Annotated in this window: 23 protein-coding genes; 15 read left to right on the top strand and 8 right to left on the bottom strand. The window is 67.5% G+C overall.

Features of this window, described 5'->3' with window-relative positions; translation table 11 throughout:
* Nucleotides 1-122 precede the first annotated feature (122 nt).
* Entirely contained in the window at nucleotides 123-1,070 is a 948-nt protein-coding gene (locus LGM56_RS15105) for a LysR family transcriptional regulator (protein WP_226205432.1), read from the top strand.
* Nucleotides 1,071-1,089: 19 nt separating this feature from the next.
* On the opposite strand, the gene LGM56_RS15100 is transcribed toward LGM56_RS15105, so the two are convergent.
* Both LGM56_RS15100 and LGM56_RS15095 read right to left on the bottom strand, forming a co-directional pair.
* Entirely contained in the window at nucleotides 1,090-1,623 is a 534-nt protein-coding gene (locus LGM56_RS15100; RefSeq protein WP_226205431.1) for a hypothetical protein, read from the bottom strand.
* 27 nt (nucleotides 1,624-1,650) lie between these two features.
* Nucleotides 1,651-3,780 (bottom strand): TonB-dependent receptor, encoded by a 2,130-nt coding sequence (locus tag LGM56_RS15095; RefSeq protein ID WP_226205430.1) that lies wholly within the window; start codon nucleotides 3,778-3,780, stop codon nucleotides 1,651-1,653.
* A gap of 934 nt (nucleotides 3,781-4,714) precedes the next feature.
* Here LGM56_RS15095 and LGM56_RS15085 point away from each other — a divergent pair.
* Nucleotides 4,715-6,343, top strand: a complete 1,629-nt coding sequence (locus LGM56_RS15085; protein ID WP_089463205.1) for an NADP-dependent glyceraldehyde-3-phosphate dehydrogenase — start codon at nucleotides 4,715-4,717, stop codon at nucleotides 6,341-6,343.
* A 66-nt stretch (nucleotides 6,344-6,409) separates the two neighbouring features.
* On the opposite strand, the gene LGM56_RS15080 is transcribed toward LGM56_RS15085, so the two are convergent.
* Nucleotides 6,410-7,576 (bottom strand): M24 family metallopeptidase, encoded by a 1,167-nt coding sequence (locus tag LGM56_RS15080; RefSeq protein ID WP_226205428.1) that lies wholly within the window; start codon nucleotides 7,574-7,576, stop codon nucleotides 6,410-6,412.
* 119 nt (nucleotides 7,577-7,695) lie between these two features.
* Nucleotides 7,696-9,024 (bottom strand): MFS transporter, encoded by a 1,329-nt coding sequence (locus LGM56_RS15075; RefSeq protein ID WP_226205426.1) that lies wholly within the window; start codon nucleotides 9,022-9,024, stop codon nucleotides 7,696-7,698.
* Nucleotides 9,025-9,295: 271 nt separating this feature from the next.
* On the opposite strand from LGM56_RS15075, the gene LGM56_RS15070 reads away from it, so the two are divergent.
* Nucleotides 9,296-10,270 (top strand): LysR family transcriptional regulator, encoded by a 975-nt coding sequence (locus LGM56_RS15070; RefSeq protein ID WP_226205424.1) that lies wholly within the window; start codon nucleotides 9,296-9,298, stop codon nucleotides 10,268-10,270.
* A gap of 18 nt (nucleotides 10,271-10,288) precedes the next feature.
* Here the strand turns inward: LGM56_RS15070 and LGM56_RS15065 are convergent, their stop codons facing one another.
* A complete protein-coding gene (locus tag LGM56_RS15065; RefSeq protein WP_226205421.1) occupies nucleotides 10,289-10,921 on the bottom strand; it encodes a LysE family translocator in 633 nt (210 codons plus the stop codon).
* Nucleotides 10,922-11,513: 592 nt separating this feature from the next.
* Between LGM56_RS15065 and LGM56_RS15060 the strand changes: the two genes are divergently transcribed.
* The 8 genes from LGM56_RS15060 to LGM56_RS15025 all read left to right on the top strand — a co-directional run bounded on the left by LGM56_RS15060 (nucleotide 11,514) and on the right by LGM56_RS15025 (nucleotide 19,926).
* Nucleotides 11,514-11,837, top strand: a complete 324-nt coding sequence (locus tag LGM56_RS15060; protein WP_069259119.1) for a DNA-binding protein — start codon at nucleotides 11,514-11,516, stop codon at nucleotides 11,835-11,837.
* A 93-nt stretch (nucleotides 11,838-11,930) separates the two neighbouring features.
* A complete protein-coding gene (locus LGM56_RS15055; RefSeq protein WP_089497755.1) occupies nucleotides 11,931-12,170 on the top strand; it encodes a hypothetical protein in 240 nt (79 codons plus the stop codon).
* A complete protein-coding gene (locus LGM56_RS15050) occupies nucleotides 12,167-12,712 on the top strand; it encodes a hypothetical protein (RefSeq protein WP_226205419.1) in 546 nt (181 codons plus the stop codon). Before LGM56_RS15055 ends, LGM56_RS15050 begins: the two co-directional genes overlap by 4 nt.
* Before the next feature lie 103 nt (nucleotides 12,713-12,815).
* Nucleotides 12,816-13,301 carry a hypothetical protein gene (locus LGM56_RS15045; protein ID WP_089497757.1) on the top strand — a complete coding sequence of 162 codons (486 nt, stop codon included), beginning with the start codon at nucleotides 12,816-12,818 and terminating at the stop codon, nucleotides 13,299-13,301.
* A 242-nt stretch (nucleotides 13,302-13,543) separates the two neighbouring features.
* Entirely contained in the window at nucleotides 13,544-15,007 is a 1,464-nt protein-coding gene (locus LGM56_RS15040) for a PepSY-associated TM helix domain-containing protein (protein ID WP_226205417.1), read from the top strand.
* Complete coding sequence (locus tag LGM56_RS15035; protein WP_319000763.1) at nucleotides 14,970-15,476, top strand: DUF2946 family protein; 507 nt, start codon at nucleotides 14,970-14,972, stop codon at nucleotides 15,474-15,476. Before LGM56_RS15040 ends, LGM56_RS15035 begins: the two co-directional genes overlap by 38 nt.
* 164 nt (nucleotides 15,477-15,640) lie before the next feature.
* Complete coding sequence (locus LGM56_RS15030; RefSeq protein WP_226205412.1) at nucleotides 15,641-17,755, top strand: TonB-dependent receptor family protein; 2,115 nt, start codon at nucleotides 15,641-15,643, stop codon at nucleotides 17,753-17,755.
* A 53-nt stretch (nucleotides 17,756-17,808) separates the two neighbouring features.
* Nucleotides 17,809-19,926 (top strand): TonB-dependent receptor, encoded by a 2,118-nt coding sequence (locus tag LGM56_RS15025; RefSeq protein WP_226205410.1) that lies wholly within the window; start codon nucleotides 17,809-17,811, stop codon nucleotides 19,924-19,926.
* 169 nt (nucleotides 19,927-20,095) lie between these two features.
* Here the strand turns inward: LGM56_RS15025 and LGM56_RS15020 are convergent, their stop codons facing one another.
* Nucleotides 20,096-21,340: an NADH:flavin oxidoreductase/NADH oxidase family protein gene (locus LGM56_RS15020; protein WP_226205408.1), complete on the bottom strand. Its 1,245-nt coding sequence runs from the start codon at nucleotides 21,338-21,340 to the stop codon at nucleotides 20,096-20,098.
* Between the two features lie 77 nt (nucleotides 21,341-21,417).
* Here LGM56_RS15020 and LGM56_RS15015 point away from each other — a divergent pair, with 77 nt between their 5' ends.
* The 3 genes from LGM56_RS15015 to LGM56_RS15005 all read left to right on the top strand — a co-directional run bounded on the left by LGM56_RS15015 (nucleotide 21,418) and on the right by LGM56_RS15005 (nucleotide 23,242).
* Nucleotides 21,418-21,888 carry a MerR family transcriptional regulator gene (locus LGM56_RS15015; RefSeq protein WP_226205406.1) on the top strand — a complete coding sequence of 157 codons (471 nt, stop codon included), beginning with the start codon at nucleotides 21,418-21,420 and terminating at the stop codon, nucleotides 21,886-21,888.
* Nucleotides 21,889-21,997: 109 nt separating this feature from the next.
* The gene (locus LGM56_RS15010) at nucleotides 21,998-22,696 is read left to right on the top strand and encodes a hypothetical protein (protein ID WP_226205404.1); all 699 of its coding nucleotides are present in this window, start codon (nucleotides 21,998-22,000) and stop codon (nucleotides 22,694-22,696) included.
* A 225-nt stretch (nucleotides 22,697-22,921) separates the two neighbouring features.
* Nucleotides 22,922-23,242 (top strand): DUF1330 domain-containing protein, encoded by a 321-nt coding sequence (locus LGM56_RS15005; RefSeq protein ID WP_226205402.1) that lies wholly within the window; start codon nucleotides 22,922-22,924, stop codon nucleotides 23,240-23,242.
* A 19-nt stretch (nucleotides 23,243-23,261) separates the two neighbouring features.
* Here LGM56_RS15005 and LGM56_RS15000 read toward each other — a convergent pair whose 3' ends face one another.
* A complete protein-coding gene (locus LGM56_RS15000; RefSeq protein WP_089474111.1) occupies nucleotides 23,262-24,098 on the bottom strand; it encodes an NAD-dependent epimerase/dehydratase family protein in 837 nt (278 codons plus the stop codon).
* Between the two features lie 82 nt (nucleotides 24,099-24,180).
* Here LGM56_RS15000 and LGM56_RS14995 point away from each other — a divergent pair, with 82 nt between their 5' ends.
* On the top strand, nucleotides 24,181-25,284 hold the full coding sequence (locus tag LGM56_RS14995; protein ID WP_226205400.1) for a LacI family DNA-binding transcriptional regulator: 1,104 nt from the start codon (nucleotides 24,181-24,183) through the stop codon (nucleotides 25,282-25,284).
* An 87-nt stretch (nucleotides 25,285-25,371) separates the two neighbouring features.
* On the opposite strand, the gene LGM56_RS14990 is transcribed toward LGM56_RS14995, so the two are convergent.
* On the bottom strand, nucleotides 25,372-26,664 hold the full coding sequence (locus LGM56_RS14990; RefSeq protein ID WP_089497766.1) for an MFS transporter: 1,293 nt from the start codon (nucleotides 26,662-26,664) through the stop codon (nucleotides 25,372-25,374).
* Nucleotides 26,665-26,815 lie beyond the last annotated feature (151 nt).

Below are 26,815 nucleotides of genomic sequence, written 5' to 3'. Positions count from 1 at the left end.
ACGGCCGCTCGCCGCGTTGCGCTCCTTGGCGATACGTCAGTATTCGCGGCGTCGCGCGCCTCGCGAGCGGCCGTTCTCGTGGCAACGCATGCGCGTTCCACATCTAAACAGACCCTGACATCATGCGTAAATTCAAGATCCCCAACATGGGCGCGCTCGTGGCTTTCGAAGCCGCCGCGCGCCACGAAAGCTTCACGCACGCGGCCAAGGAGCTGTTCCTGACCGAAAGCGCGGTATCGCGCCAGATCGCGACGCTGGAAGCGAGCCTCGGCGTGCGGCTGTTCGCCCGCGTGAAGCAGCGCGTCGTGCTGACGCGCGCCGGCAAGCTGTACGGCACGCAGGTGCGCCGCGCGCTGGAAGCGCTCGACCGCGACACGCTGTCGATCATCGCGCACGGCAGCGGCGGCGGCTACCTGGAGCTGGCGGTGCTGCCGACCTTCGCGTCGCACTGGCTGATCCCGCGCATCAAGAGCTTCTACGACCGCACGCCCGACGTGCGCGTGAACATGGGCAGCCGCACCGACCTGTTCTCGTTCGAGGACACCCACTTCGAGGCCGCGATCCACTACGGCAAGCCGACCTGGCCGGGCACGTCGTCCGACTACCTGTTCGGCGAGGAAGTCGTGCCGATCTGCTCGCCGGCGCTGCTCGACGGCCCCGTGCACGGCGTCGAGGACCTGCTCGCCTACCCGCTGCTGCACTCGACGACGCGCCCCGGCGCGTGGGCGCAGTGGTTCGAGACGCACGGCGTCGAGGACATCCGCACGATGCAGGGCGTGCGCTACGAGCTGCACACGATGCTGATCAGCGCGGCCGCGGCCGGGCTCGGCATCGCGCTCGTGCCGAAATTCTTCGTCGAGGAACAGTTGCAGCAGCTCGGGCTGGTGGTGCCGTGCGATGCGGCGACGGTCGGCGATTCCGCGTACTACCTCGTGTATCCGACCGAGTTCAGCCACAGCAAGCCGCTGGAGCTGTTTCGCGGCTGGCTGCTCGAGCAGGCGAGCGCGTATGCGGCGCCGGATGTCGACGCGGATGGCGGCGATCTGGTGGACGACGAGGACGTCGAGTAACGGCGCGGTCGCGCCCGCCTCATGGCGCGGCGGCCTCGCACGCATGTCGCGTCGGCAGGCTGGCCTTCACGACCTTCACCAGCCGCGCGTGATCGGGCTCTTCCAGCCCCGGGCACACGGTTTCCAGATCGCGAATCACGAGCGTCGCGTGCCCGTCGAAACGGCACACGCCTTCGGGTTGCGCCGCCGGTAGCCGCAGACTGCGCCGAGCATCGCGCTGATTCGTGAACCGGATCACCCCCGCGCGTTGCGAACGGTCCGGCAGGCGCCGCGCCGATGCGTCGTCCTCCTCGAACCACACGTCCTCCCCGCTCTCTTCATCGCCGTAATCCACCACGTAACGGCCCGACAACGTGATCGCCCGGCCGACGGACACCGAATGGCATTCGGGTTCGGCGTCGGCCGGGATCGTCTGCGCATGCGCCGCGGCCGCGCCGCAAGCCAGCCCCAACACGGCGCACAGCACGCGGGCGCGGCCGGTCAGGTTCGACACATCAATCGATTGGCGGATCATGGGCAATGAGCGGCGGGTTATCGTGACGAAGCCCCGCATTGTCACCCGGCGCCTGCATCACGTGCATTACATGTGCCACTTCACCGTGGCGGTCAGCGTGCGCGGATCGCCGGGCATGTTGTACAGATCCGCATTGCCGTGCGCGGCGATGAAGTAGCGGCGATTGAACAGGTTGTCGAGCGTGAGCGTCACGTCGACCTTCTTGCTGCGATAGCCGGCGCCCAGGTTGAACACGGTGAACGACGGCAGCGTGACGAGATCGCTCGCCGACGTGTAGCGCGCCGACTGGAACTGCATGCCGGCCGCCGCGTAGAAGCCGTACGGCAGCTCGCGCTTCACCCACAGGTTCGCGCTGTGGCGCGGCATCAGCCCCGGCGTGTTGCTCGACACCGCGACGCTGGCCGCCGTCGATTGCGCCGAGCCGTCGACCGTCCCGTTCAGGTACGCGTAGCCCGCATACACCGACCACTTCGGCGCGATCTCGCCGGTGAAGCCGAGCTCCATCCCGTGCACGTGCTGCGTGCCGATCGGCAGCGCATAGCCGGGATTCGCCGGGTCGCCGATCTGCTGGTTGGTCTGGCGCATGTCGAACAGCGCGACGCTGGCCGTCGCCTTGCCGCCGAGATCGAAGCGCGAGCCGACTTCATACGCGGTGGTCTTCTGCGGCGCGAGCGCGGCGCCGTTCGAGAACGCGCCCGAGCTGATCAGCGTATCGGCCAGCGGCGAGAACGACTGGCTGAACGAACCGTACAGCGTCAGCCAGTCGAGCGGTTCGTAGATCAGGCCGACGCGCGGGCTCCACGCGTGATCGGTGCGATCGAGATTGACGTTCGACGACGTGTAGTCGTGACGGATCTGGTTCAGGTAGTCGAAGCGCAACCCCGCGAGCACCTTCCAGTGCTCGGTGAGCGAAATCAGATCCTGCGCGTACACCCCCGCGAGCCCGACGACGGTCGACGCGTTCGTCTTCGCCCGCGCGCCGGTCGGCACGCCGGGCAGCACCACCTGCTGCGGATTGAACAGATCGTAGGTCGCGACCTTCGACACGCTGTAGATCGTGTCGAACTTCTGCTGCTGCGACAGTTCGAGCCCGTACAGCAGCTCGTGGCGCATGCCGAACAGCGACGTCTTCTGCGTGAGTTCGAACAGGCCGTCGATGCCGTGGTCGGTGCGCTGGCGCGTCGACTGGTCGAGCGTGACGACCGGGTGCGCGGCCGTCTTGATCGGCTCGTACGTGACGTAGTTCTTGCGTTCGAGCGAGAAGTCGTACGCGCGGATCGCGCCATGGAACGACAGCGAATCGTTGAAGCGATGATCGAGCGACGCCGTCGCGCTCTTCGCGGAGACGTCGTTGTACGAGCTGTTCGCCGCGTCGGCCGAGCCGTAGAACGTGTTGATCGGCACGTCGACCGGCCGGCCGAGATACGCGGGCAGCCCCTGGTCGGACGTGCGGCGGTCGTGCAGGTAGTCGAATTCGACGTTCAGCACCGTGTTGCTGTCGAGCTTGAACTGCGCGGACGGCGCGATCGCCTGGCGGTTGAGCTGAAACTGGTCGCGGAAGCTGTTCGAGTTCTCGGCCGCGCCGGTGATGCGGAAACGCGCCGCGTCGTTCGCATTCCAGCCGAGGTCGAATTCGCCGCGCCGCTCGCCGCGCGTGCCGAGCGTCACGCCCACGTCGCGCACCGGGTTCGCGTCCGGCCGCTTCAACACGCGATTCACGATGCCGCCCGCCGAGCCGCGCCCGTACAGCACGGCCGCCGGCCCCTTCAGCACTTCGACGTGATCGACGTTCGACAGGTCGCGATAGTAGAGCGCATCGTCGCGGATGCCGTCGACGTACTGGTCCGTGATGCTGTTGAAGCCGCGGATCGTGATCTGGTCGCGCTGGCCGTCGCCGACCGAGAAGCCGACGCCCGGCACGTTGCGCAGCGCATCCTGCATCGACGTCGCGTTCTGGTCCTCGATCACCGCGTGCGGCACGACGTTCACCGTCTGCGGGACGTCCATCAGCGACATGTCGGTCTTGGTGGCGGCACGCGAGCGGCCGCCGTCGTACGACGCATGCTCGGCGGTCGCCTTGACCGAGATCGCGGGCAAGGTCGCCGCGGCGTCGCTCGCCTGTGCGAAGGAGGTGCGTGCGCCGGCCAGCGACGTGGCGATCAGCAGCGCATGGCAAGCGCTCTTGTTGAGTTTCATCGTTGAAATAGAGGCTGAGGGAAAACGGCGAACGGAAACGCATCCGGCCCACGTGCGAACCACGCGGTGAATCGGGCTGGCGACAGCCTTTCCGTGAACAAGCAGCGGCGCGCAGGGATCGCCTCGTCGCGCCGACGGGCCGGTGAACGGCCGGCGGCGGATGGCAGCCGGCCGGCAGGACCGGCACGAAAGAGGCCGTGACGCTCCGTCACGGCTCGTAACGGAGCGAAATATTAAACGAGAATGATTCGTGTTTTTAGTTAATTTTTAACGTGTCGCCTGCCCGCAACGTGCAGGCGCATGGCGCTCTGCATTCCTGACGAATGCCTTTCTATTTCGCGCTTTTACGCGACCCGGCGGTAATAAAAACGAAAGAAATGCTTCGACCGCATCAGGCGATGACGGGCCAGGCAACAGGCGGGATTCGGGAGACGACGACGACGAAAGGACTGGAGAGGATCACGAAGCATCCGTCGAAGCGGACGGCGCATATTCGAAGTCCGGTGCGCGCCGGACCGGGCAACCCCGACCCGGCGCTCCGGGCAGCCGACCTCGCATCGGCAGCGCGGCGGACCTTCTTCCTTTTTTCACTACCTATGCTCTCAGGCTCACTTCATTTTTTTCTTCGCCGCGCCGGGCCATTATCCGCTGAAACCGGCCCGTTTGAAACGTTTGCGAGCGCTGTTGGCGGCTTATACCAAGCATTCGGCAACAGTCTTTCTGAATGCTTACAATGCATGCGGCGCGATTCGGCAATTCTTGCATTCGCGCCGGCGTTCCTTTTTAATGGAACTGGTTCCAGTCGTTGAATCGGCCAGGGTCACGCGTGACGTGTCGTCGTCCGCGCGTCATGATGCCGATTCAGGATCGAGGATTTCCCGCTCAGGATTCGCATCGCCCGTCCTTCCCGGACACCCCGTCAAACGAGACCGTCATGCCCGATTCCGCCTCCCTGCAGCAACTGTTTCCCGCCTTTCAGGACATCCCCGCCGAGTACCGGCTCGCTTCGCCGATTCACCAGCGCGTGTCGCTCGTCGATGGCGCGTTGCGGCCGTGGGACGGCGCGACCAAGACCGTGCTGTCGCCCGTGTGCGTGCGACAGGCGGACGGCAGCGTCGAGCAGGTCGAGATCGGCAGCTACCCGGTGATGGGCGAAACGGAAAGCGACGCGGCGCTCGACGCCGCGGTGCGCGCGTACGACGCCGGCCGCGGCGAGTGGCCGACGATGAAAGTCGAGCAGCGCATCGCGTGCATGCAGGACTTCATCAAGCGAATGGTCGCGCAGCGCGAGCTGGTGGTGAACCTGATCATGTGGGAGATCGGCAAGAGCCTCGCCGATTCGCAGAAGGAGTTCGACCGCACCGTCACGTACATGACGCAGACGATCGACGCGCTGAAGGAGCTCGACAACGCGAATTCGCGCTTCGTGATCGCCGAAGGCACGATCGGCCAGATCCGCCGCACGCCGCTCGGCGTCGTGCTGTGCATGGGCCCGTACAACTACCCGCTGAACGAAACGTTCGCGACGCTGATCCCCGCGCTGCTGATGGGCAACACCGTGGTGTTCAAGCCGCCTCAGTACGGCACGCTGCTGTTCGAGCCGCTGCTCGAAGCGTTCCGCGATGCGTTCCCGAAGGGCGTGATCAACACGATCTATGCGCCGGGCGCGGTGGTCGTGCCGCACATGCTCGCGTCGGGCAAGATCAACGTGCTCGCGCTGATCGGGTCGAGCAAGGTGGCCGACCACCTGAAGAAGCAGCACCCGAAGTCGCACCGGCTGCGCGCGATCCTCGGCCTCGACGCGAAGAACGCGGCGATCGTGCTGCCCGACGCCGATCTCGACCTCACCGTGAAGGAATGCCTGCTCGGCGCGCTGTCGTTCAACGGCCAGCGCTGCACCGCGCTGAAGATGCTGCTCGTGCACCGTTCGATCGTCGACGAATTCCTGAAGCGCTTCACCGCCGCGCTCGAACAGCTGAAGATCGGCATGCCGTGGGAGAAAGGCGTCAGCATCACGCCGCTGCCGGGCATGCATCGCACGGCCTACATGACGGATGCGATCGACGATGCGAAAGCCAAGGGTGCGCAGGTCGTCAACCATTCGGGCGGCGAGTTCAGCAAGACGCTGTTCTATCCGGCCGTGGTGTACCCGGTGTCGGAAGGGATGAAGCTGTATCGCGAGGAACAGTTCGGGCCGATCATTCCGGTGGCGACGTTCGACGACGTGGACACCGCGCTCGACTACGTGACGACGTCGGATCACGGCCAACAGGTCAGCATCTTCGGGTCCGATCCGGCGCAGATCGGCGCGCTCGTCGATCCGCTCGTGAACCAGGTGTGCCGCGTGAACATCAACTGCCAGTGCCAGCGCGGGCCCGACGTGTTCCCGTTCGCGGGCCGCAAGGATTCGGCGGAAGGCACGCTGTCGGTGAGCGACGCGCTGCGCGCGTTCTCGATCCGCTCGATGGTCGCGGCGAAGCAGACCGACAGCAGCAAGCAGCTGCTCGATTCGATCGTGTCGGATCACTACTCGAAGTTCATCAATACGGGCTTTATTTTCTGAAGCGAGCCGCTCGCGAAAAAGCCGCTGCACCCATCCGTGCAGCGGCTTTTTAACGCCTGTGCGTCACTACGCCCGAACCGGGAACGTCAACGCATCGAGTTCCAGCGGCCCACCGGTCAGCTGGACCGGGCCTTCATCGCCGATCAGCACCGTATCGGAATGACGGAAGCCGCCGACACCCTCGATATAGATGCCCGGCTCGATCGTCAGGCACATCCCCTTCTCGATCGGCCGGTCGTAGCCTTCGGCGAAGAACGGCGCTTCGTGCGCGGTGACGCCCATTCCGTGCCCGGTCCGGTGCAGCAGCCGGTCGCCCATTCCCGCGCGACGGAAGTAGTCGTTAACCTTGCGATCGACGTCGCTCAGCAGCGCGCCCGGCATCGCCGCGTCGAACGCGAGCCGCCGCCCTTCCGACATCACGTCGAACGCGCGTCGCGCCGCGTCGGGCACGCGGCCGAGGAAGAAGGTCCGTTCGACTTCCGCGCCATAGCCGTTCATCACCGCATTGACGATCGACACGTGCGGGCCGCCCGCCTCCATCCGCATGTCGATGTTGCTGAAGTTGTGCGGATCGTGCGACACGCTGCCCGGCTGGAACACCGCGACGATGCGCGTCGCCAACGGGTTCAGCGTCGGATCGTCGGCCAGCAGCCGCTGCATGATGAAGCCGCGAATGCGCGACGACATCTCCGCCATCCCGAGGCCCGGGCGCGCTTCGTTCAGCAGCAGGTTGTGCGCGTCGGTCGCGATCCCGCACGCATACACGTGGCGGCCGATCTCGTAGTCGGACTTGATCATCCGCACGTCGTCGATGATGTCGATGCAGACGCGCTCGCCCGGCGTCTGCGCATAGACCTGCAACGGACACACCGACTCGACGCCGACACGCTCGCCCGGCCCGAACAGCGCCTTGAACCGGTCGCTCCATTCGCGCCCGGCCGGCGCCGGAAATTCGAAATACGGAATCAGCTCGAGTTCGCCGACCGAGCGCGTCCGCACATGCGGCTGCTCGAGCTGCGGCACGACGAATTGCGGCGGGCCGCTGCGCGAAATGACCAGCACGAACGGCCGCTCGTGGACGATGTTCGCGAAGTTCGTCAGGTAGTAGATGTTGTCCGGCGAGAACGCCACATAGCGATCGAGGCCGGCTTCCGCCATGCGGGCGCGCACGCGCTCGAGGCGTCCTTTGAGTTCCGCCTCGCTGGGCGGCGCAAACGTAGGGGTGAATTTCATGCGTGACTTCTCCTGTTGAGAGTGACGGGTCGACCGATCATTTCTACGCGTCCATAGAACGACATTTCATTCGTTATCCTCTATTTCAGCGATGCGGGTTGAAACCGAATCCGGCTCGCTTATTCGCCCGGCATGCGTCGAAACCCGAGCAGCGCGACCAGGCTCACGACCGACATCGCGACGATGTACAGCGCGGGCGACGCCTTGTTGTGCGTGGTCGCGATCAGCCAAGTGACGATCAGCGGGGAAAACCCGCCGAAGACCGTCGTCGGGATGTTGTACGACACCGCGAGCCCGGTGCTGCGCACCGCGGCCGGAAAAGCACGCGCGGCCAGCGCGGGCACCAGCCCGACGAGCACGCCCATCGGCGCGGCGGCAGCGGCCTGCATGATCAGCAGGTTGCGCAGCGACGGGCTGGCGATGACCCACATATAGAGCGGCAGCGTGATCGCGGACAACACGACGATCGCGGCGGCGACCATCGCGACCGGCCGACGCCAGACGTCGCCGAGCAGGCCCGCGAGCGGCGCGATCGCGACCATCACGATGCCGGCGACCGTCGTGCTCATGAACGGCGCGGACATCGGCAACCCGAGCTGCTTCACCGCGAACGTCGGCATGTAGATCAGGACCATGTAGAACGCGGCGGTACTGACGATCGTCACGCCGATCGCCGCGAGGAACGACGCGAGGTGCTCGCCGAACAGGCGCTTGAGCACCTGCGCGACCGGCAGCGCTTCGCCGTGCACGAACGCATCGGTTTCCGACACGCTCCGGCGGATGTAGAAGCCGACCGGGCCGATCAGCAGCCCGACCACGAACGGCACGCGCCAGCCCCAGCTTTCGAGCTGATGCGGGCTGAGCGACGTCGTCAGGATCGTGCCGATCGTGCCGCCCAGCACGATGGCCAGCATCGTGCTCGCCATCTGCAGGCTCACGAAGAAATGGCGTCGATGCGGCGGCGCCTTTTCCGCGAGGAACGCGACGGTGCTGCCGAATTCGCCCGATGCCGCGAAGCCCTGCACGAGCCGCGCCAGCACGAGGATCGTGGCGCCGAGCCAGCCAGCCTGCGCATACGGCGGCGCCACCGCGATCGCGGCCGTGCCGGCCAGCATCAGCCAGATCGTGACGGACATCGCCGCCTTGCGGCCGTACCGGTCGCCGTACAGCCCGAGCACGACACTGCCGAGCGGTCGCACGACGAACCCCACGCCGAAGGTCGCCGTCGCGAGCAACAGTGATCCGACCGGCCCGGCCACCGGGAAAAACAGCTTCGCGATCACGCTGGCGAAATAGCCGTAGATCACGAAGTCGAACCATTCGAGCGCGTTGCCTGCCGCGGCCGCCGCGACGTCGCGCAGCGTGCCTGCCCGCTCCGACGGCTGCACCGCAGCCGAAAGGCGATCGAGCGCGAGGGCGCCCGCCGGATTCACTGCATCCTCTTTCATCGTCTGTCTCCTCCCGCTGCTGGCTGCAGTGGTTTCGTGCTCATGTTCGATGCGCACCGTTACCGCGTCCAACGGATTTCCAGAATATGATCATCACCAACGTGAATAACGGTGCGAGCGCGGCGCGCGACGTCGTCGCCGCGTCAGCCGGTTCTCTGCAAGGGCAAACGCGACCTTGCGCGAACGGCCGGCGGCCCGGACACTGGCCGCCACGACGTTCCGGTTCCCGACGTCACGCGCGGGATGCCGGCATCCGAATGGGAGATGTGCGATGAAGGATGTGTTCCGCCAGCTCGACCTCAACCTGCTGCGCGTGTTCGCGGCATTGATGGCCGAAGGCAACGTCACGCGCGCCGCCGAACGGCTGGCGCTTTCACAGTCGGCGGTCAGCAATGCGCTGCGCAGGCTGCGCGAGTCGCTCGACGACGTGCTGTTCGAGAAAACCGTCTCCGGTGTGCGGCCGACCGCACGGGCGCGCGAGCTGTGGTCGGCGGTCCAGCCGCACTTCGACGCATTGAGGCAGGCGATCTCGCCCGACCAGTTCGACCCGCAAGAACATCGGGGCACCTTCACGATCGCGATGTCGGACTACTCGGTGGAGCGCATCATGCCGCGCCTCGCGCAGTACATGGGCACGCATGCGCCGTCGATGCGACTCGAGCTCACGCCGTTCAGCGTCGCCGACTTGCCGGGCATGTTCGATCGCGGCGGCGTCGACCTCGCGATCGGCGGCTACCTGAACGACTCGAGCCCGAGCAGCGGCGTGCGCACGCACGAGATGTGGCCGATCCACTGGAGTTGCCTGATGCGCAAGGATCACCCGCTCGCGAAGGGGCCGCTCACGCTGAAGCGCTTTCTCGCGGCGCGGCATCTCGACGTCGGGTTTTCCGGCATGCGGGTGCCGGTGTACGACAGCCTGCTCTCCGCGCACGGCCTGCAGCGCAATCTCGTCCTCACGCTGAATGCGTACTCGCCCGCGCTGGCGATCATCCGGGAGTCGGATTTCATCGGCGTGCTGCCGACCACGCTGCTCGATCTGTCGATCCACGAAAAGGAACTGGTGTCGCGGCAGCCGCCGGTGCGCATGCCCGCGCGACCTTACTGCGTGATCTGGCATCAGCGTTGGGACAGCCATCCGGCGCACCGCTGGCTCCGGCAGACGATCGTGTCGCTGTTCACGCGTCCGGCGGAGCAGCCGGGTAATGCCGTGCGTTCGCCCAAGCGCCGCGCCACCCGCCAGAGCTAAACGCGCGGGCCTGCCACCTCAGACGTTCGACACCAACAGCCTGATTCCCGCCACGCCGAACACGACGGCAAGACACGCTTCCATCGCGCGCCGGCCGCGCACGTACAGCCGGCGCGCACCGTCCATCGAGAACACGAGCGCATAGCCGCCGAACACCAGGCACCCGATCACGATGCAGCCCGGCACGACGGCGCCGTGCGACGCGCCCGCGCCGTTCGACGACAGCGCGACGATCGACACCCACACGAGGATCGCTTTCGGATTGGTCAGGTGCAGCATCGCGCCGCGCACGTAGAAGCGCGACAGCCGCTGCTCGCCCGCTGCGTTCGTCGACGCCGCCGCGTTGCCCGACCATGCCGTACGTCCCGACTTGTACGCGAGCCACAGCAGGTATAGCCCGCCGAACAGCTTGATCGCGACCAGCAGCTTCGACCACGCGAGCAGCGTGGCCGACACGCCGAGCGCCGCCACCGTCGCCCAGCACATCGATCCGGAAATGACGCCGAGCGCGAACGCAAGCGCCGCCTTGCGGCCCTGGTTCGCGGCGACCGACATGATCGCGAGATTGCTCGGCCCGGGGCTGGCCGTCCCGATGAAGTAAGCCGTGTAGGCCAGCAGCAGGTTGGCCGAGAAGAAGGCGTGGACGCTCATGTCGAACCTCGCAGGGATGATCGGGGCATTGTTGGCAAACCCGCGCCGTCTGCCCATGGACAATTGGCCGACAATTCGCTGGGCCAGTTGGACGGGGCGCGCAACCGGATCGCCACGGGTCAATCCGTCTCGGATTTGAAACACCCGGCACATTCGCGGGCGGCTTTCGCCGAGCATGGCGGACACCCTGTCCCAACGCTTCCGCCGGCCCGAACGCTTGACAGGCGCAGGCGGCACGCGCGGGCCGGCCCGATTCATCAGACCGCCGGGGAACGCGCCACGCAATTTATCCCGGCGTTACGTTACATCCGTGAAGCATTTCGCGTCGGCGAGCTGCTCCGCGTACGCGATATGCATCGCGCCGCGCCGATAGACCGCCTCCTCGATCCCCTCCTCCCCCCAGTACCGGCGGGACTCGCGGCCCTCATCGCCTCGCGGCTCAACAATACTCAACAATCGTCTCGTGCCGCTGGTACGAAACCTGCATCCCGTTCGGGTAACCGCCGCGCCGATCACCGCGCGGACACGAACCCACCGTCGGGCGCATCCAGCGGACACGCCCGAACGATCCGAGCAAGTAACGAGGCCCTTCATGGATGCACTGCCCAATTCGTCCGACACGTCGTTCCAGCTCTTTCTCGCGAAGGTGCTCGAACAGCCGTTGCCCGACTGGACCGAAAAGCAGCAGATGGAACTCGAGATGGCACGCTCGTTGTCCACCGAAATGGTTCACCTCGCCGAGGACATGCGCGGCCGCACGCCCGATCTCGCGCGCTGCCTCGTGCTGCTCCGCTACGCGAAAGTGCTCGACTTCATGCTGACGTCGCTCGCCGCGCACCGCGACATTCATCCGCAGACGCTGCGCACGCTGTTCCGGCTCGCGAACCTGAAAGTCGACGATGCGTATCCGGCCTGAGCCGGCGCACTGCATCGGCTGCCGCGGGCGTCACGCACGGCTGCGGCGGCCTTTCCCGATGCGCGGCACGCGCATGCCCGATGATCTCGCCGCATGATTCCCCGGAACCGGCCATCCCGACAGGCCGGCGCACTCGGCGTGTTCGTGAAACGCGACGGACGAGACGCACAGGAGCCGCTCGACCCGAACGCTCGCCGCGACGATCGCGACGTCGAGCGGACGATGCGGCGCGTGTCGCCGGCCGGCCTGTCCGATCAAGTGGCCGACGATGACGGCAGCGCCGACGACGCCGAGGCCGAGTCCTGTTTCGCCGATGTGAGACGCGCGCCGTGACCGCTGCCGACTTCGACCGGATCTGGCCGGCCATCTGCGACACCCCTGCCTGGTCCGTGACGAAAGGCCAGGGCAGCTTTCTCACGTTCGAATTCGGGCAACCCGCGCTGCATGTCAGGGAGCCGCTCGCCGGCTCGCCCGGCCTGTCCGCGACGGCACGGGACAGGCTCGCGTCGCGGCACGTGACGGTGGCCGGCAACGGGCATCTGTGGATCTGCTACTGCCATTGGTCGATCGCGCTCGACGGTCACGAGCTCGCGCACAGCGAATCCCGATCCGGCGACATCGCGGCCGCCGCGCAACGGCTCGACGGGCAGATCCTGCAGTCGGTCACGCCCTGCGCCCAGCCGGGTTCGTGGGCGTTCGATTTCGACCTCGGCGGCAAGCTGACGACCTGGCCGTACGGCGACGATCCGGCCGACGAACAGTGGCATCTGTACGACCGGCGCTCGGGCAACGTGCTGACCGCCCGCGCGGACGGCACCTGGTCGTATGGCCCGGCGAACCCGCCGCCCGGCAGCGGATCGTTCGGTTCCGAGTAGCCGCCCGCGTGCTTTCGTCCGCTTCCGGCAGCACGCCGGGCTGATGCCGTGCATCAGCGTGGCGGACGGCCCCGCCCCGCAAACGGAGGTACAATCGCGCGCCATGAACGCACTTCGCCGCTTTCTGCTCCGGCAAGGCGTCGCGCGACAGCTTCTGTGGGGGATCCTCCTCGTGACACTGCTGTCCCGCGCGCTGATGTCGGGCGCCGTGATGCTCGATCCGGACGGTCCGGATGCGGGCTCGGTGGTGCTGTGTTCGGGCCGCGGCCCGCTGATCGTCAACGTCGCCGCGCTGGCGGCCCGTTTCGATGCCGGCGCGCCGATCACACCGGCCAACGACGCGCGCGCGCTCGCCGATGCGCTCAAGCATGACGGCCATGCCGACAATGCGACCTCGTCCGGCAGCGGCGACAGCCTGTGCGCATTCGGCGCCGCGCTGTTTACCGCGCTGGCGTCGTTCGTGCTGCTGGTGCTGCTGTTTCCCGCCGCCGCGCCACGGCGCTTCCGGATTCACGTCGACCGCATTCCTGTCGTGCGATCGATCTTCGACGATCGCCCACCCTCCCGCGCCCCTCCGCTGTCCTGCTGACGGTTCCGCCCCGCGGCTCGTGCACGTCGACGTGCGCGCGCCTGCATGCCGTTCGTCTCACACGACCTGATTCAACCGTTCACCCGCCTGCCCGCCTCGCGCGGGCGACGCCGTCATGCGCCGCTTCCGCGCATGGCGCCGCGCCGCCCGTTCCGTCGATGCCGGCCGGCGGGCGCAACGCGCGTTGACGTCCGCCGGCCCGTGCCGGCGCGGCCGCTCAACGAACCCGAGGAGCTGACACCATGTCGACCACCGTCGAACGGGCGATCTCGCCCGCCCAATCCGCCCACGCCGGCTACCGGACGCTCTGGCGCTGGCACTTCTATGCCGGCCTGTTCGTCATGCCGTTCCTGGTGGTCCTCGCGATCACCGGAACGCTCTATTGCTTCCAGCCGCAGATCGAGCCGCTGCTGTATCCGCACCGGCTCGTCGTCGAGCCGCGCGCCACGCCGCGGCTCGATGCCGACACGCTGCTCGCGCGCGCGCGCACCGCGATGCCGGCCGGCTCGACGCCGGTGTCCGTGCAGGTCTCGACCGCGCCGGACCGCAGCGCCGAATACGTGTTCCGGCTGCGCGACGGCAGCCGCGAGAGCGTGTACGTGAACCCGTACGACGGCAGCGTGCTCGGCACGCTGAGCGTCGAGAACCGCTTCATGCAGATCGACCGGATGCTGCATCGCAAGCTGCTGCTCGGCAAAACGGGCGAGTTGCTGATGGAGCTCGCCGCGTGCTGGACCTTCGTGATGATCGGCACCGGCATCGCATTATGGTGGCCGCGCGGCGCGGCGCGCGTCGGGCAGGCACTGCGCCCCGACCTGTCGCTGCGCGGCCGGCCGCTGTGGAAAAACCTCCACGCTACCGCCGGCATCTGGCTCGCGGCCGGCACGATCGCGTTCATCCTGACGGGGCTGCCGTGGTCGGGCTCGTGGGGCAAGAACTTCAAGGCGCTGGCCGCGACCGTGAACCTCGGCGCGCCGGAAGGCGCATGGGGCGGCGGGTCGGTTCGCTCGACGCGCCCCGGTGCCGCCGCGGCGCCCGCACCTGCCCAGGCTGCCGCACCGTCCGGCCATCACCACGACTCCGGCGAGTCGATGCCGGGGATGGTGATGGACGACCTGCCGTTGCCGCAAACGCCGTGGGCGGTCGGCAACGTGCCCGTTCCGCATTCGCCGTCGGCACCGACGCCGGCACCGCTGCCGCTGGCCCGCGCGATCGCGATCGTCGCGGGCCTCGGCGTGACGAGCGGCTATACGCTCGCGCTGCCGTCCGGCGCGGATGGCGTGTTCACCGCGTCGTACTTCCCGGACGACCCGAAAGCCGAGCGGACGATCTACCTCGACCAGTACAGCGGGGCCGTGCTGAAGGACATCCGCTACGACGACTACGGCGCGGTATCGCGCGCCGTGTCATACGGCACGTCGCTGCACATGGGCCGCTACTTCGGGCTCGCGAACCAGATCGTCTGCGCGGTGCTGTCGCTCGGGCTGGCCGCGATGGCCGTCACGGGCACCGTGATGTGGTGGAAGCGCCGCCCGGCTCGCAAGTTGGGCGCGCCGTCGCGCGAACGCGGCGCGCCGCCGATGCGCGGCTGGATCGCGGGGCTCGTGCTGCTCGGCATCGTCTTCCCGCTGATGGGCGCGACGATCGTCGCAGTCTGGTTGATCGACCGTGTGCTGTTCGGCCGTGCGGCACGCGCAGCGACCTGATTCATCGCGCGCCGGCGTACGCCGCGCACCGACGCGACACGCCCGGGCCACCGCGTGGCTCGGGCTGTTTGCGCTCGTGCTCGCGCTCGTCGCGCCGCTGATCTCGCAACTGCGCGCTGCCGCATCCGATGACGGCCTGCCAGCCGCGCCGATCTGCTCGGCAACCGGCAACACGCTCGTGGCGCACGCGCAATCGCCTGCGCCGTCCGCTTCTCCGTCCGCTTCTCCGTCCGCTTCTCCGTCCGCTTCTCCGTCCGCTTCTCCAGCCGATTCTCCATCCGACCGGCATTTCGACCGCTGCGGCTATTGCGGCCTGCTCGCCGGCCATCCGCCGCTGCAGTACGCGGTGTTCCTGTCCGCTTCCCCGGCCGTGCGGCATGCGCCGCCCGCGCCGCCGATCTCCTCTGCCCGCTACCCGGCGAAGCGCTACGCGCTCGCCGCGCGCGGGCCGCCTTTCGCCCGCGCCTGACGCACCTCGGGACCGCGCCGCCGCACACCGCGCGGCGCCGTCCGCTTCGCCTGCCCGCCCTGCCGGCGCCCGATGCCAAGCCCGCGCGCGTGACCACGCGCGGCGGCCGGTGCCGTGCATGGCGCGCATCGTGTCCGACTCATCATCGTCCTACGTACAACGACATGTTTACCTTGACCCGTATTGCCGTCGCGCTGTCCGGCGCGATCTCCGTGCTCTCCGCATCGGCCGCCTGCGCACAGAGCGCCGACGCGCCAACCGACGCACCGGCCGCGTCGCCCCTGCCCGCAATCAACGTCAACGCACCCCGCGAGATGGACTCGCTGACATCGAAATCGACCGGCAGCCTGAAGCGCACGCTCGAGCAGACGGTCGGCTCGGTGGGCTTCGTCGATGCCGACAGCTACCGGAACACCTACGCGTTCACGCTGCGTGACGTGCTGAAGGACGTGCCGGGCGTGTTCGTCGAGAACCGCTACGGCCAGGAGTTGCGGCTGTCGATTCGCGGCTCGGGCATCGCCCGCTCGTACCACACGCGCGGCCTCGAGATCCTGCAGGACGGCATCCCGACCAACCTCGCGGACGGCAGCGGCGACTACTACCAGATCGATCCGCTCGCACTGCAGGCGGTGCAGGTCTACAAGGGCGGCAACGGCCTCGCGTATGGTGCGTCGACACTCGGCGGCGCGATCGATTTCATCACGCCGACCGCCCATACCGCCGACGCGCCGAACATCCTGCGCGTGGAAGGCGGCAGCTACGGCACGGTGCGCACCAGCGCGCAGATCTCGCGCGTGCTCGGCCCGCTCGACTTCCTCGCGAACTTCAGCGTCAATCACGCGGACGGCTATCGCGATCATTCGAAGGGGCAATACGAGCAGTTCAACGCGAACGTCGGCTACCGGTTCAGCCCGACGGTCGAGACGCGCTTCTACGTCGGCGTGTACGTCGTCGACCAGTTGCTGCCCGGCACGCTGTCGCTGTCCGACGCGCTGAACAATCCGACCAAAGCCGCGCCGAACGCGATATCGGGCGACCAGGCGCGCAACACGCGCACCGAGCGGATCGCGAACCGCACGACGGTGAAGCTCGATTCGGGCGAGCTGCAGTTCGACACGTGGGCGATCCACAAGAGCCTCTATCACCCGATCTTCCAGGCGCTCGACCAGGACGGCTGGACCTACGGCTTCGCGCCGCGCTACACGGGCCACCTGACGCTCGGCGGGATGCGCAACGACCTGATCGTCGGTGCACGCTTCTTCGGCGGCCGCACGCAGGCGAACCAGTACGTGAACGTCAACGGCAACAAGGGCGCGCAGACGCTCGACTCGACACAAACGGCGTTCAACTACGAGGCGTATGTCGAGAACCGGCTGTTCTTCGTGCCGACCGTCGCGCTGATGACGGGCGTGAAGGTGCTGCACTCGGTGCGCGAGTACATCGACAACGGCGGGCTGCCGCGCAGCCCGAACACCAAGTCGACGAACGCGAGCTACAGCGGCGTCAATCCGAAGCTCGGGCTGCTGTGGCAGCCGGATGCGCGCACCCAGGCCTACGTCGACATCACGCGCAGCCAGGACGTGCCCGACTTCACCGACCTCACGCAGACCTTCTCGAACACGACGCGCTTCACGCCGCTCGCCGCGCAGCACGCGTGGACGATCGAGTTCGGCACGCGCGGCTCGCGCGAGCGCGTGAGCTGGGACGTGACCGCCTATCGCTCGCTCGTGCGCGACCAGCTGCTGCAGTACACGACGAACCCGGACGTCCCGGCGTCGACGTTCAACGCGAACAAGACGGTGCTGCAAGGGATCGAGGCCGGCGCGTCGGTCGAGCTGCTGCGCAACGTCACCGGTCGCGGCGCGGGCGACAAGGTCACGCTGTCGGGCATCTGGAACCTGAACGACTTCCGCTTCAAGAACGACCCGCAGTACGGCAACAACCGGATCGCGGGCGTGCCGCTGAACGTGCTGCGCGCGACGCTGGGATACGCGCGGCCGAGCGGCTTCCACATCGCGGCGACGCTCGACTGGGTGCCGTCGGGCGCATGGGCCGACGATGCAAACACGTTGCGCGTGCCGAGCTATACGCTGCTCGGGCTGCAAGCCGGCTACGACTTCCGCAATGGCCTCTCGCTGTTCGTCGACGCGCGCAACCTGACCAACAAGCGCTATGTGAGCGACATCAGCACGGTCGCGGATGCGCGCACCGCGAACACCGCGATCTTCTATCCGGGCGAAGGGCGCAGCGTGTTCGCCGGCATGCGGTACGCGTTCTGATGCGCCGCCTTTCAAGCAACACCGCATTAAGCAGATTCAAAGGATCTCGAAACATGAAGTTCAGATTGATGCTGCCCGCCGCCTTGCTCGCGGCCTTCTCGCCCGCCGGGCAGGCCCAGGAAAGCGATGCCGCGCGCGCCGGCGCCACGCTCGCACCGATTCGCGTCAACGCCCAGAAGGCGACACCGCTCACGCAGCCGCTCGACACCGGCAGCCGTCTCGGCCTGACTTCGCTCGAAACGCCCGCGAGCGTCGAGCAGATCGATCGCAAGACACTCGACACGCGCGGCGACAGCGCGATCGTCGACGCGGTGAGCCGCGCCGCCGGCATCAGCGCGTCGCCGCATCCGGGCAACGGCGGCTCGGAACTCGGCGCGCGCGGCTTCGTCGGCGCGTCGTCGGTCACGCAGCTCTATGACGGCGTGCGCCCGTACGGCGCGATCGGCATCACGTTTCCGTTCGACACGTGGTCGGTCGACCATATCGACGTGCTGCGCGGCCCCGCTTCGGTGATCTACGGCGAAGGCGCGATCGGCGGGGTCGTCAACATCGTGCCGAAGAAGCCGACGCGCGGCGCGATCCAGAACGAGCTGCAGGTCGGCGGCGGCACCGAGGGCACGGCGCGGGTCGCGTTCGGCAGCGGCGGTGCGATCAACGACACGCTGTCGTACCGCTTCGACATCAGCGGCAACCGTTCGTCGAACTGGGTCGACCGCGGCAATTCGCGCAACCTGTCGATCTCCGGCGCGCTGCGCTACGACGTGAGCGCCGACCTGTACGTGACCGCGTCGTACGCGCAGGGCTTCCAGCATCCGATGCAGTATTTCGGCGTGCCGCTCGTGAACGGCGCGCGCGATCGCGCGCTCGACAAGAAGAACTACAACGTCGGCGACAGCGACATCGCGTTCCGCGACAGCTGGGCGACGGTCGCGGCGAACTGGCAGCCGAGCGACAGCCTGAACGTGACGAGCACGCTGTACCGGATGAAGAGCAACCGACACTGGAAGGACGCCGAGTACTACACGTACCTGCCGTCGACCGCGCAAGTGCGGCGCAGCAGCTTCACGGAAATCTTCCACGACCAGGAGCAGTACGGCAACGTGACGGCGGCCACCGTCACCACCGCGTTGCTCGGCATGCGCAACACGTTCTCGACGGGCTTCGAGTTCAATCACACGACGTTCCAGCACGACAACAACTCGCCGTATTCGGGCACGTCGACGGTCGATCCGTTCAACTTCGATCCGGGCAGCTTCATCAACACGGCCGGCACCTATCCGAAGTACCGCAGCCAGGCGAACCAGTACGCGCTGTTCGCCGAGAACCGGCTGGAGATCACGCCGCGCTGGTCGGTGATCGGCGGGCTGCGCTACGACCATGCGAGCGTGAACCGCGACGATCTCGTGAACGGCGGCGCATTCACGAAGGTGTTCGCGAACACGGGCTGGCGCATCGGCACCGTGTACGACGTGCAGCCCGGCCTCGCCGTGTACGGCCAGTATTCGGTCGCGGCGGATCCGATCAGCTCGCTGCTGTCGCTGAATGCGTCGAAGGCGAACTTCACGCTCGCGACCGGCCGGCAGATCGAGATCGGCGTGAAGCAGTCGTTCCTCGGCGGCAAGGCGGAATGGACGCTCGCCGCGTACCGGATCGTCAAGAGCAATCTGCTGACGGCCGATCCGCTGAACCCGAACCAGTCGATCCAGATCGGCCGGCAGTCGTCGCGCGGGCTCGAGGCGACGGTCGGCGCGGAGATCGCGAAGGACTGGCGCGTCGACGCGAACGTGTCGATCCTGCGCGCGAAATACGACGACTTCCAGCAGACGTCCGGCGGCACGACGGTATCGCGCGCGGGCAACGTGCCGGTGTCGGTGCCGCAGCGGCTCGCGAACCTGTGGGTGAGCTGGCGCTTCGCGCCGGACTGGACGGGCATCGCGGGCGTCAAGTACGTCGGCAAGCGTTTCGCCGACACGGCGAACCAGCTCGTGATGCCGTCGTACACCACGGTCGACCTCGGCCTCGCGTGGAAACCGCGCAAGGACACGACGATCACCGCGCGCGCGTACAACGTGTTCAACCGGCGCTTCGTGCAGTCCGCGTACTACAACGAGACGCAATACCTGCTCGGCAACGACCGGCGGCTCGAAGTCGTGGCGAACTACCGGTTCTGATCCGGCGCGGTGCAGTGCGCCGCACCCGCCGCCGGTGCGCATGCCCTGCGGCGGGCGCATTTCATCGCGACCTCACCGCGAATGCGCGACCACTCACGCAACCGCATGAACGCCCTGGCTCGGCGCACGGCGGCCCGACGAACCCGTCGCCGGGCCGCATGACCGCACGTCACGCACGCGTGCCTGCCGCGCGCCCCGCCATCCACTTCCGGTAGCGCCGCGTCTGGCACTGCGCGGCCAGTTGCTGCCCGACCAGCGCGCGCAGCGGCGACACCTGCGGGTGCGTGCGCCGGCCAACGCTCAGCCGCGTGAGCTGGAACTTGACGACCGCCATGTTGGCCAGCGCGCCCAGCGCCTTGTTCTTCCAGCGGATCGGTTCCAGCCCCGGCGCGCTGTCCTTGCCGGCCCGCCAGTCGCGCGGCAGGTTCGGCTCGATCGACAGCGCGGTCGCGATGCCGACCATCGCCACGCCGCTGTCGACCACCTGCTCGGCCACCACGCGGCGCCGGATGCCGCCCGTGACCATCAGCGGCATCCGCGCGACCGCCGTGATGTCGCGCGCGAATTCGAGGAAATACGCTTCGCGGGCCAGCGTGCGCCCGTCGCGCGCCTCGCCCTGCATCGCCGGCACTTCATAGCTGCCGCCCGACAGTTCGACGAGATCGACGCCGAGCGGATTCAGCAGTTCGACCACGCGCTTCGCATCGTCCGCGCTGAAGCCGCCGCGCTGGAAATCGGCCGAGTTCAGCTTGACCGCGACCGCGAATTGCGGCGACACCGTCGCGCGCACCTCCCGCACGATGTCGAGCAGCAGGCGTGCGCGATTCTCGATGCTGCCGCCCCACGGGTCCTGCCGGCGGTTCGTCAGCGGCGACAGGAACTGGCTCAGCAGATAGCCGTGCGCCGCATGGATCTCCACGCCGGTGAAGCCGCTCTGCTCCGCGAGCTGCGCGGCGCGCACGAAGCGCTGCTGCACGTCGGCGATATCGGCCGGCGTCATCTCCTTGGGCACCGGGAACTGCTTCGACAGCGCACCGAGCGCGAGCGGCACGGCCGACGGCGCGAGCGTCGTCTGGCCGAGTGCCGCCTGCATCTGGCGCCCCGGGTGATTGATCTGCATCCACACGTGCGCGCCCCCCGAGCGCGCCACCTGCGCCCAGCGGCGGAAGCGGTCGAGATGCGCATCGCTCTCGAGCACGACGCCGTTCGGCCCCGTCATCGCGCGGCCGTCCACCATCACGTTGCCGGTCAGGATCAGGCCGACCTGGCCATCGGCCCACGCCTGGTACAGGCGCAGCAACGCGTCGGACGGTGCGTGGTTCGCATCGGCCATGTTCTCTTCCATCGCGGCCTTGGCCAGACGGTTCGGAATCACCGCCCCGTTGGGCAGTGTCAGCGGTGTAAACAGGTTCATGGAGGGCACCCTCGATTGACGATGCCCAACGATAACTTTAAAGTCAACTTTAAGGTCAAGCCCTTTTGGAGCACAGCATGAAAATCGGCGAACTGGCGAAGGCGAGCGGCCTCGCGGCGTCGCGCATCCGCTTCTACGAAGCGAGCGGGCTGCTCGAACCGGCCCGTCGGCAGGCGAATGGCTATCGGGAATACGGGTCGGAAGCGTTGACGCGGCTCGCGATCATCGACCGCGCGCAGCGCGCGGGTTTTGCGCTCGACGAAATCCGCGCGGTGTTGCCGCCCGATCTCGGCGCGTGGCCGCGCGACGAGCTGCTGGTGGCGCTGCGGCACAAGGTCGACGAAATCGTGCGGCTCGAACAGCGTCTCGCGCAGAACCGGCAACATCTGGAGGTGCTGATCGAGGAAATCGAGAACAAGCCGGAGGGCGAGGATTGCGCGGAAACCGCGCAACGGATGCTCGACCGGCTGTGCGCGCAGGCCGAGGAAGCGTCGGCGTCGGCACCGGTGCCCGCGCCAGTCCCGCGGCCGACGCGCAAGCGCGCGTGACTGGTTACACTGCGGCACCTGACGAACAACCAACCCGCGCTGCGGCGAGACGAGACGGCGCGTGCGCGCCGGCTTCCGCGGCGTGACCTCATCTCATGACTCGATCCGCATGACGATCCCCCGCATCAAAGGATTCCTCGTCGCCGCGCTGCTGACGTTCGGCATCGGCGGTGCCTGCGCCGCGACGTGCCCTGATTCACCTGCGACATCCGCTTGCCCCAACGCACCCGACCTTCCGCACGACATCGTCGCGCAGCTTCCCGCCGGCTACGAAGCGCTGGATGCCGCGTCGGGGCGCCTGACCGACAGCACCGGCATCGGCTATGTCGTCGTCGCGCATCAACCCGACGATTCGATGCGCAAGGCGTCGCTGCGTCCGCTGATGATCTTCCTGCCGGGCAAGGACGGGCACTACCGGCTCGCGGCGCGCAACGACGCCGTGATCATGAAAGCCGACGAAGGCGGGATGGGCGACCCGTACCTGGATGGCGTCGCCGAGAACGCGCTCACGATCGAACCGCGCACCTTCACGGTCGAACAGGGCGTATTCGCGGGCCACGATCACTGGCGCGACCGTGTCACGTTTCGCTACGACAACGCGCATCGCACGTGGGTGTTCCATCGCGAGGTGTTCCGGAACTGGCGCTTCAACGACGATCCGAACGGCGATGCGCTGAAAGCCGACCCGGTGCGCGTCACGCGCGCCAATGCGGCGAAAGCGGTCACGTTCGAAGCGTGGCGGCCGGATTACTGGTGTGATTCGGCCGAGCGGCGAGGTAGAGATCCGGCTTGCAGCAAGACGCGTTGATGGTGACGCGGGTGCACGGCTGCACTGGCTGACGGTTCGTGTGGGCAAGCGATACACAGGGTGCTGCCGTGCTGCACGATCGGTGCGTCTGCCGGCAGGCGCAGGCGCTGGCGCCCTTCCGCAGCCGCGCAGATTTGCTTACGTCGCAGGTAGTCGACGCGCGCCGCCCGCGCCGCGATGATGGCTCCATCGATGCACGAACCGCATCGCATCAAGGAGCCCGCCATGACCGCCTACGCCATCGCCCACCTGCACGACGTCGAGATGTGCGACGACATCGTCGAATACCTCGAACGCATCGACGGCACCCTCGCGCCGTACGACGGACATTTCGTGATTCACGGCGCGCGGCCGGAGGTACGTGAAGGCGCGTGGCGCGGCGACCTCATCGCGATCGCGTTTCCCGATCTCGACACGGCGCGCGCGTGGTACGAATCGGATGCGTACCGGCAGATTCAGCCGCTGCGCGCGCGGCACGCGAGCGGCCAGCTGATCCTGATCGACGGCGTCGACGCGCGGCACAAGGCGACCGATATCCTGCGCTGAGGTGCGACGCCGGCGACGCTTACGACGCGTCGCGCTCCATCGGCTCGCCGACGACGAACCCGCCGCCCTGGAACCGCTGCGCGGGATCGTCGTAGTCGGCGGTCGGCGCCGTCACCGGGAACAGCCCGGCGAACTGCTCCGAGCTGTCGCGCGGGCGGAAGCCGAGGAAGCCGGCCTTCGTGTTGTCCCACCACTTCACCGGGTTGTCCGACGCGCCGTACACGATCGCGTGCCCGACGCGGTTCGTCAGCAGCGAGCAGCGCACGAGCTCGATGAAGTCGCGGTAGCTGAGGAACGTCACGAGCATGCGCGGATTCTTTGGCACTTCGAACGATGAGCCGATCCGCAGGCACACGGTTTCGATCCCGAAGCGGTCGAAGTAGTAGCGCGACAGCGATTCGCCGAAGCACTTCGTCACGCCGTACAGGCTGTCGGGGCGCAGCGGCGAATCGGCGTCGAGCACTTCCGTGACCGGATGGAAACCGATCGCATGGTTCGAGCTCGCGAACACGACGCGCTTCACGCCGTGCTTGCGCGCGGCTTCGTACAGGTTGTACGTGCCGGTGATGTTCGCGCCGACGAGATCGTCGAACGGCGCGTCGACCGAAATGCCGCCGAGGTGGACGATCGCGTCCACGCCGTCGACGAGCTGCATCACCGCGGCCCGGTCGGCCAGGTCGACGACGCGGGTTTCTTCATGCGCGGCCGCGTCGCCGAGCGTCGCGATGTCGCTGACGCGCACGACGTCGGCCCAGTCGGCGAGCGCGCCGCGCAACTGGCGGCCGAGGTTGCCGGCCGCGCCCGTCAGCAGCAGGCGCCCGAACGGTTTGCGCGCGCCGGTGGATGAGGCGTTCATTGACTCTCCTTGAATCTGACCTGAAATCTGACTGAATCGGAAAACGTTTTCCAACTATACGCGGGCGTGCTGCCGAACGTCAATGGCCGAACCCGTCCGCAGCCATCCGCACTTTCCCGATATCGGCGCGTGGCCGCGCGCGCCCTTTTTCTGCCACAATCCGGCCTTACGGAACGAAAACGTTACCCTTCGAATGAAAAAAGTTTCCCCGACGATCCGCGACGTGGCGGCGGAAGCCGGCGTGTCGGTCGCGACGGTATCGAAGTACGTGAACGGCACGCAGCGCTTCTCGCCGACCGTCGAGGCCCGGCTCAAGGAGGCGATCGAGCGGCTCGGCTACCGTTCGAACCCGCTCGCGCGCTCGATGATCACCGGCCGCACGCGCACGATCGGCCTCGTGATCCTCGACATCAGCAACCCGCACTTCACGAACGTGGTGAAAGGCGCGAACCGCGTCGCGCTGCAGCACGACTACACGCTGCTGCTCGTCGATACCGAGGAGAGCCAGGCGCGCGAACGTTCGCTGATCGAAGCGCTCGCGCAACGCGTCGACGGGCTGATCGTCAGCACGCGGATGCCCGACGACGAAGCCGGCTGGATGCTCGATCTCAACAAGCCGCTCGTGCTGCTGCGCCGCAGCCCCGGCCTGCCGATTCCGAGCGTCGGCATCGACAACCGGCTGTCGACCTATATGCTCGCGCGCCACCTGCTCAATCTCGGCCACACGCGCATCGCGTATCTCGGCTTCGGCACCGCACGCGTGAACGACGAACGGATCCAGGGCGCGCGCGACTGTCTCGCGGAAGCCGGGCTCACGCTCGACGTGCACGATGCGCATGCGCCGACCGCCGAGGCCGGCGAGCGTGCGTGTTCGCGTGTGATGCTCGGGCCGCAGCGCCCGCAGGCCGTGATCTGCTACAACGACCTGATCGCGCTCGGCTTCATGAAGGAAGCCGCGTCGCTCGGCTTCCGGCTGCCGCAGGATGTGTCGGTCGCGGGCATCGACAACGTGCCGTACGGCGAATACGCGGCGCCCGCGCTGACGACCGTCGACATCCAGAGCGAGAACATGGGCGAGCTCGCGATGCAGAAGCTGATCGATGCGCTCGCGGGCCGCACCGATGCGAGCTACTCGACGTTCGAGCCGCGGCTGATCATGCGCGCGTCGACGGCCGCGGCCGGCTGAGTTCCCTGTTTTCGCGCCTGCACAAGAAAACGCGCCGCCCTTGGGCGGCGCGTTCGTTTGCGGATACGCGATTACACAATCACACCATCACGCGTCGAGCTGCGCAGGCTTCATCTTCGGCGTGAGCAGGTGCATCACGCCCAACGCGATCAGGTAGGCCGACGCACCGATTGCGAACAGCACCCAGTAGTGGCCCGTGCGCTGCAGCACCTGGCCGATCACTTCCGAGAACAGCACGCCGCCGATCGAACCGGCCATCCCGCCGATGCCGACCACCGATGCCACCGCGCGGCGCGGGAACAGGTCGGATGCCGTCGTGAACAGGTTCGCCGACCAGCCCTGGTGCGCGGCGGCGGCGAGGCCGACGATCAGCACCGCGGCCCACAGGCTCTGCACCTGCGACACGAACGCGATCGGCAGCACGCAGCAGGCACAGATCAGCATCGCCGTCTTGCGCGCGCCGTTCACGCTCCAGCCCGCACGCAGCAGCATCGACGACAGCCAGCCGCCGCCGATACTGCCGACCGTCGTCAGCGCATAGATGCAGACGAGCGGCAGGCCGATGTGCTGCATGTCCATCCCACGCGATTCGTTGAGCCACTTCGGCAGCCAGAACAGGTAGAACCACCACACCGGATCGGTCAGGAACTTGCCGATCAGGAACGCCCACGTCTCGCGCTTGCGGATCAGTTCGCCCCAGCGCGGCGCGCCGGCATTCGCGTTCGCCGCGTCGAGCGCTTCCGCTTCGTCGCGCGGCTCGTCGTATTCGGCGGCGAGCGCGCGCGTATCGGCCTGGCGATAGAGCACGAGCCACACCGCGAGCCACACGATGCCGATCGCGCCGACGATCACGAACGCCGCGCGCCAGCCGTAGGCCACCGCGATCGCCGGGATGATCGCCGGTGCGAACACCGCGCCGATGTTCGCGCCCGAGTTGAAGATGCCGGTGGCGAGCGCACGTTCGCGGCGCGGGAACCATTCGGCCGTCGTCTTGATCGCGGCCGGGAAGTTGCCGCCCTCGCCGATCCCGAGCAGCGCGCGCACGAACGCGAAGCCCATCACCGAGCCGACCGCCGCGTGCAGCATCGCGGCGATGCTCCACACCAGCATCGCCAGCGCATACGAGATGCGCGTGCCGAGCCGGTCGACGATGCGCCCGAAGCCGAGCAGGCCCAGCGCATAGAACGCGGAAAACGCCATCACGATGCGGCCGTACTGCACCTGGCTCCAGCCGATGTCGTGCTGGAGCATCGGCGCGAGCAGGCCGAGGATCTGCCGATCCATGTAGTTGATGACGGTCGCGAAAAACAGCAGCGCACAGACGGTCCAGCGGTAGCGGCTGGCGGCCGCGCGCACGGCGCCGACGACGGCAGATTGCATGAATGTCTCCGATGCGCGGCCGCGCCCGTCGCGCCGCACGTTGTTCGTTGACCGGCGACCGGCGCCGGGGCGGACAGCGGCGCGCCTGTCGCGCACGGCCGATTCCGCCGATCAATCTGGAAAACGTTTTTCAAAGAATAGGACGTGCGCC

It is taken from the genome of Burkholderia sp. AU38729, assembly GCF_020419725.1.
Classification (GTDB): Bacteria; Pseudomonadota; Gammaproteobacteria; order Burkholderiales; family Burkholderiaceae; genus Burkholderia.
The sequence above is the reverse complement of the archived record's forward strand: the minus strand, read 5'-3'. Positions and strand labels throughout refer to the sequence as shown.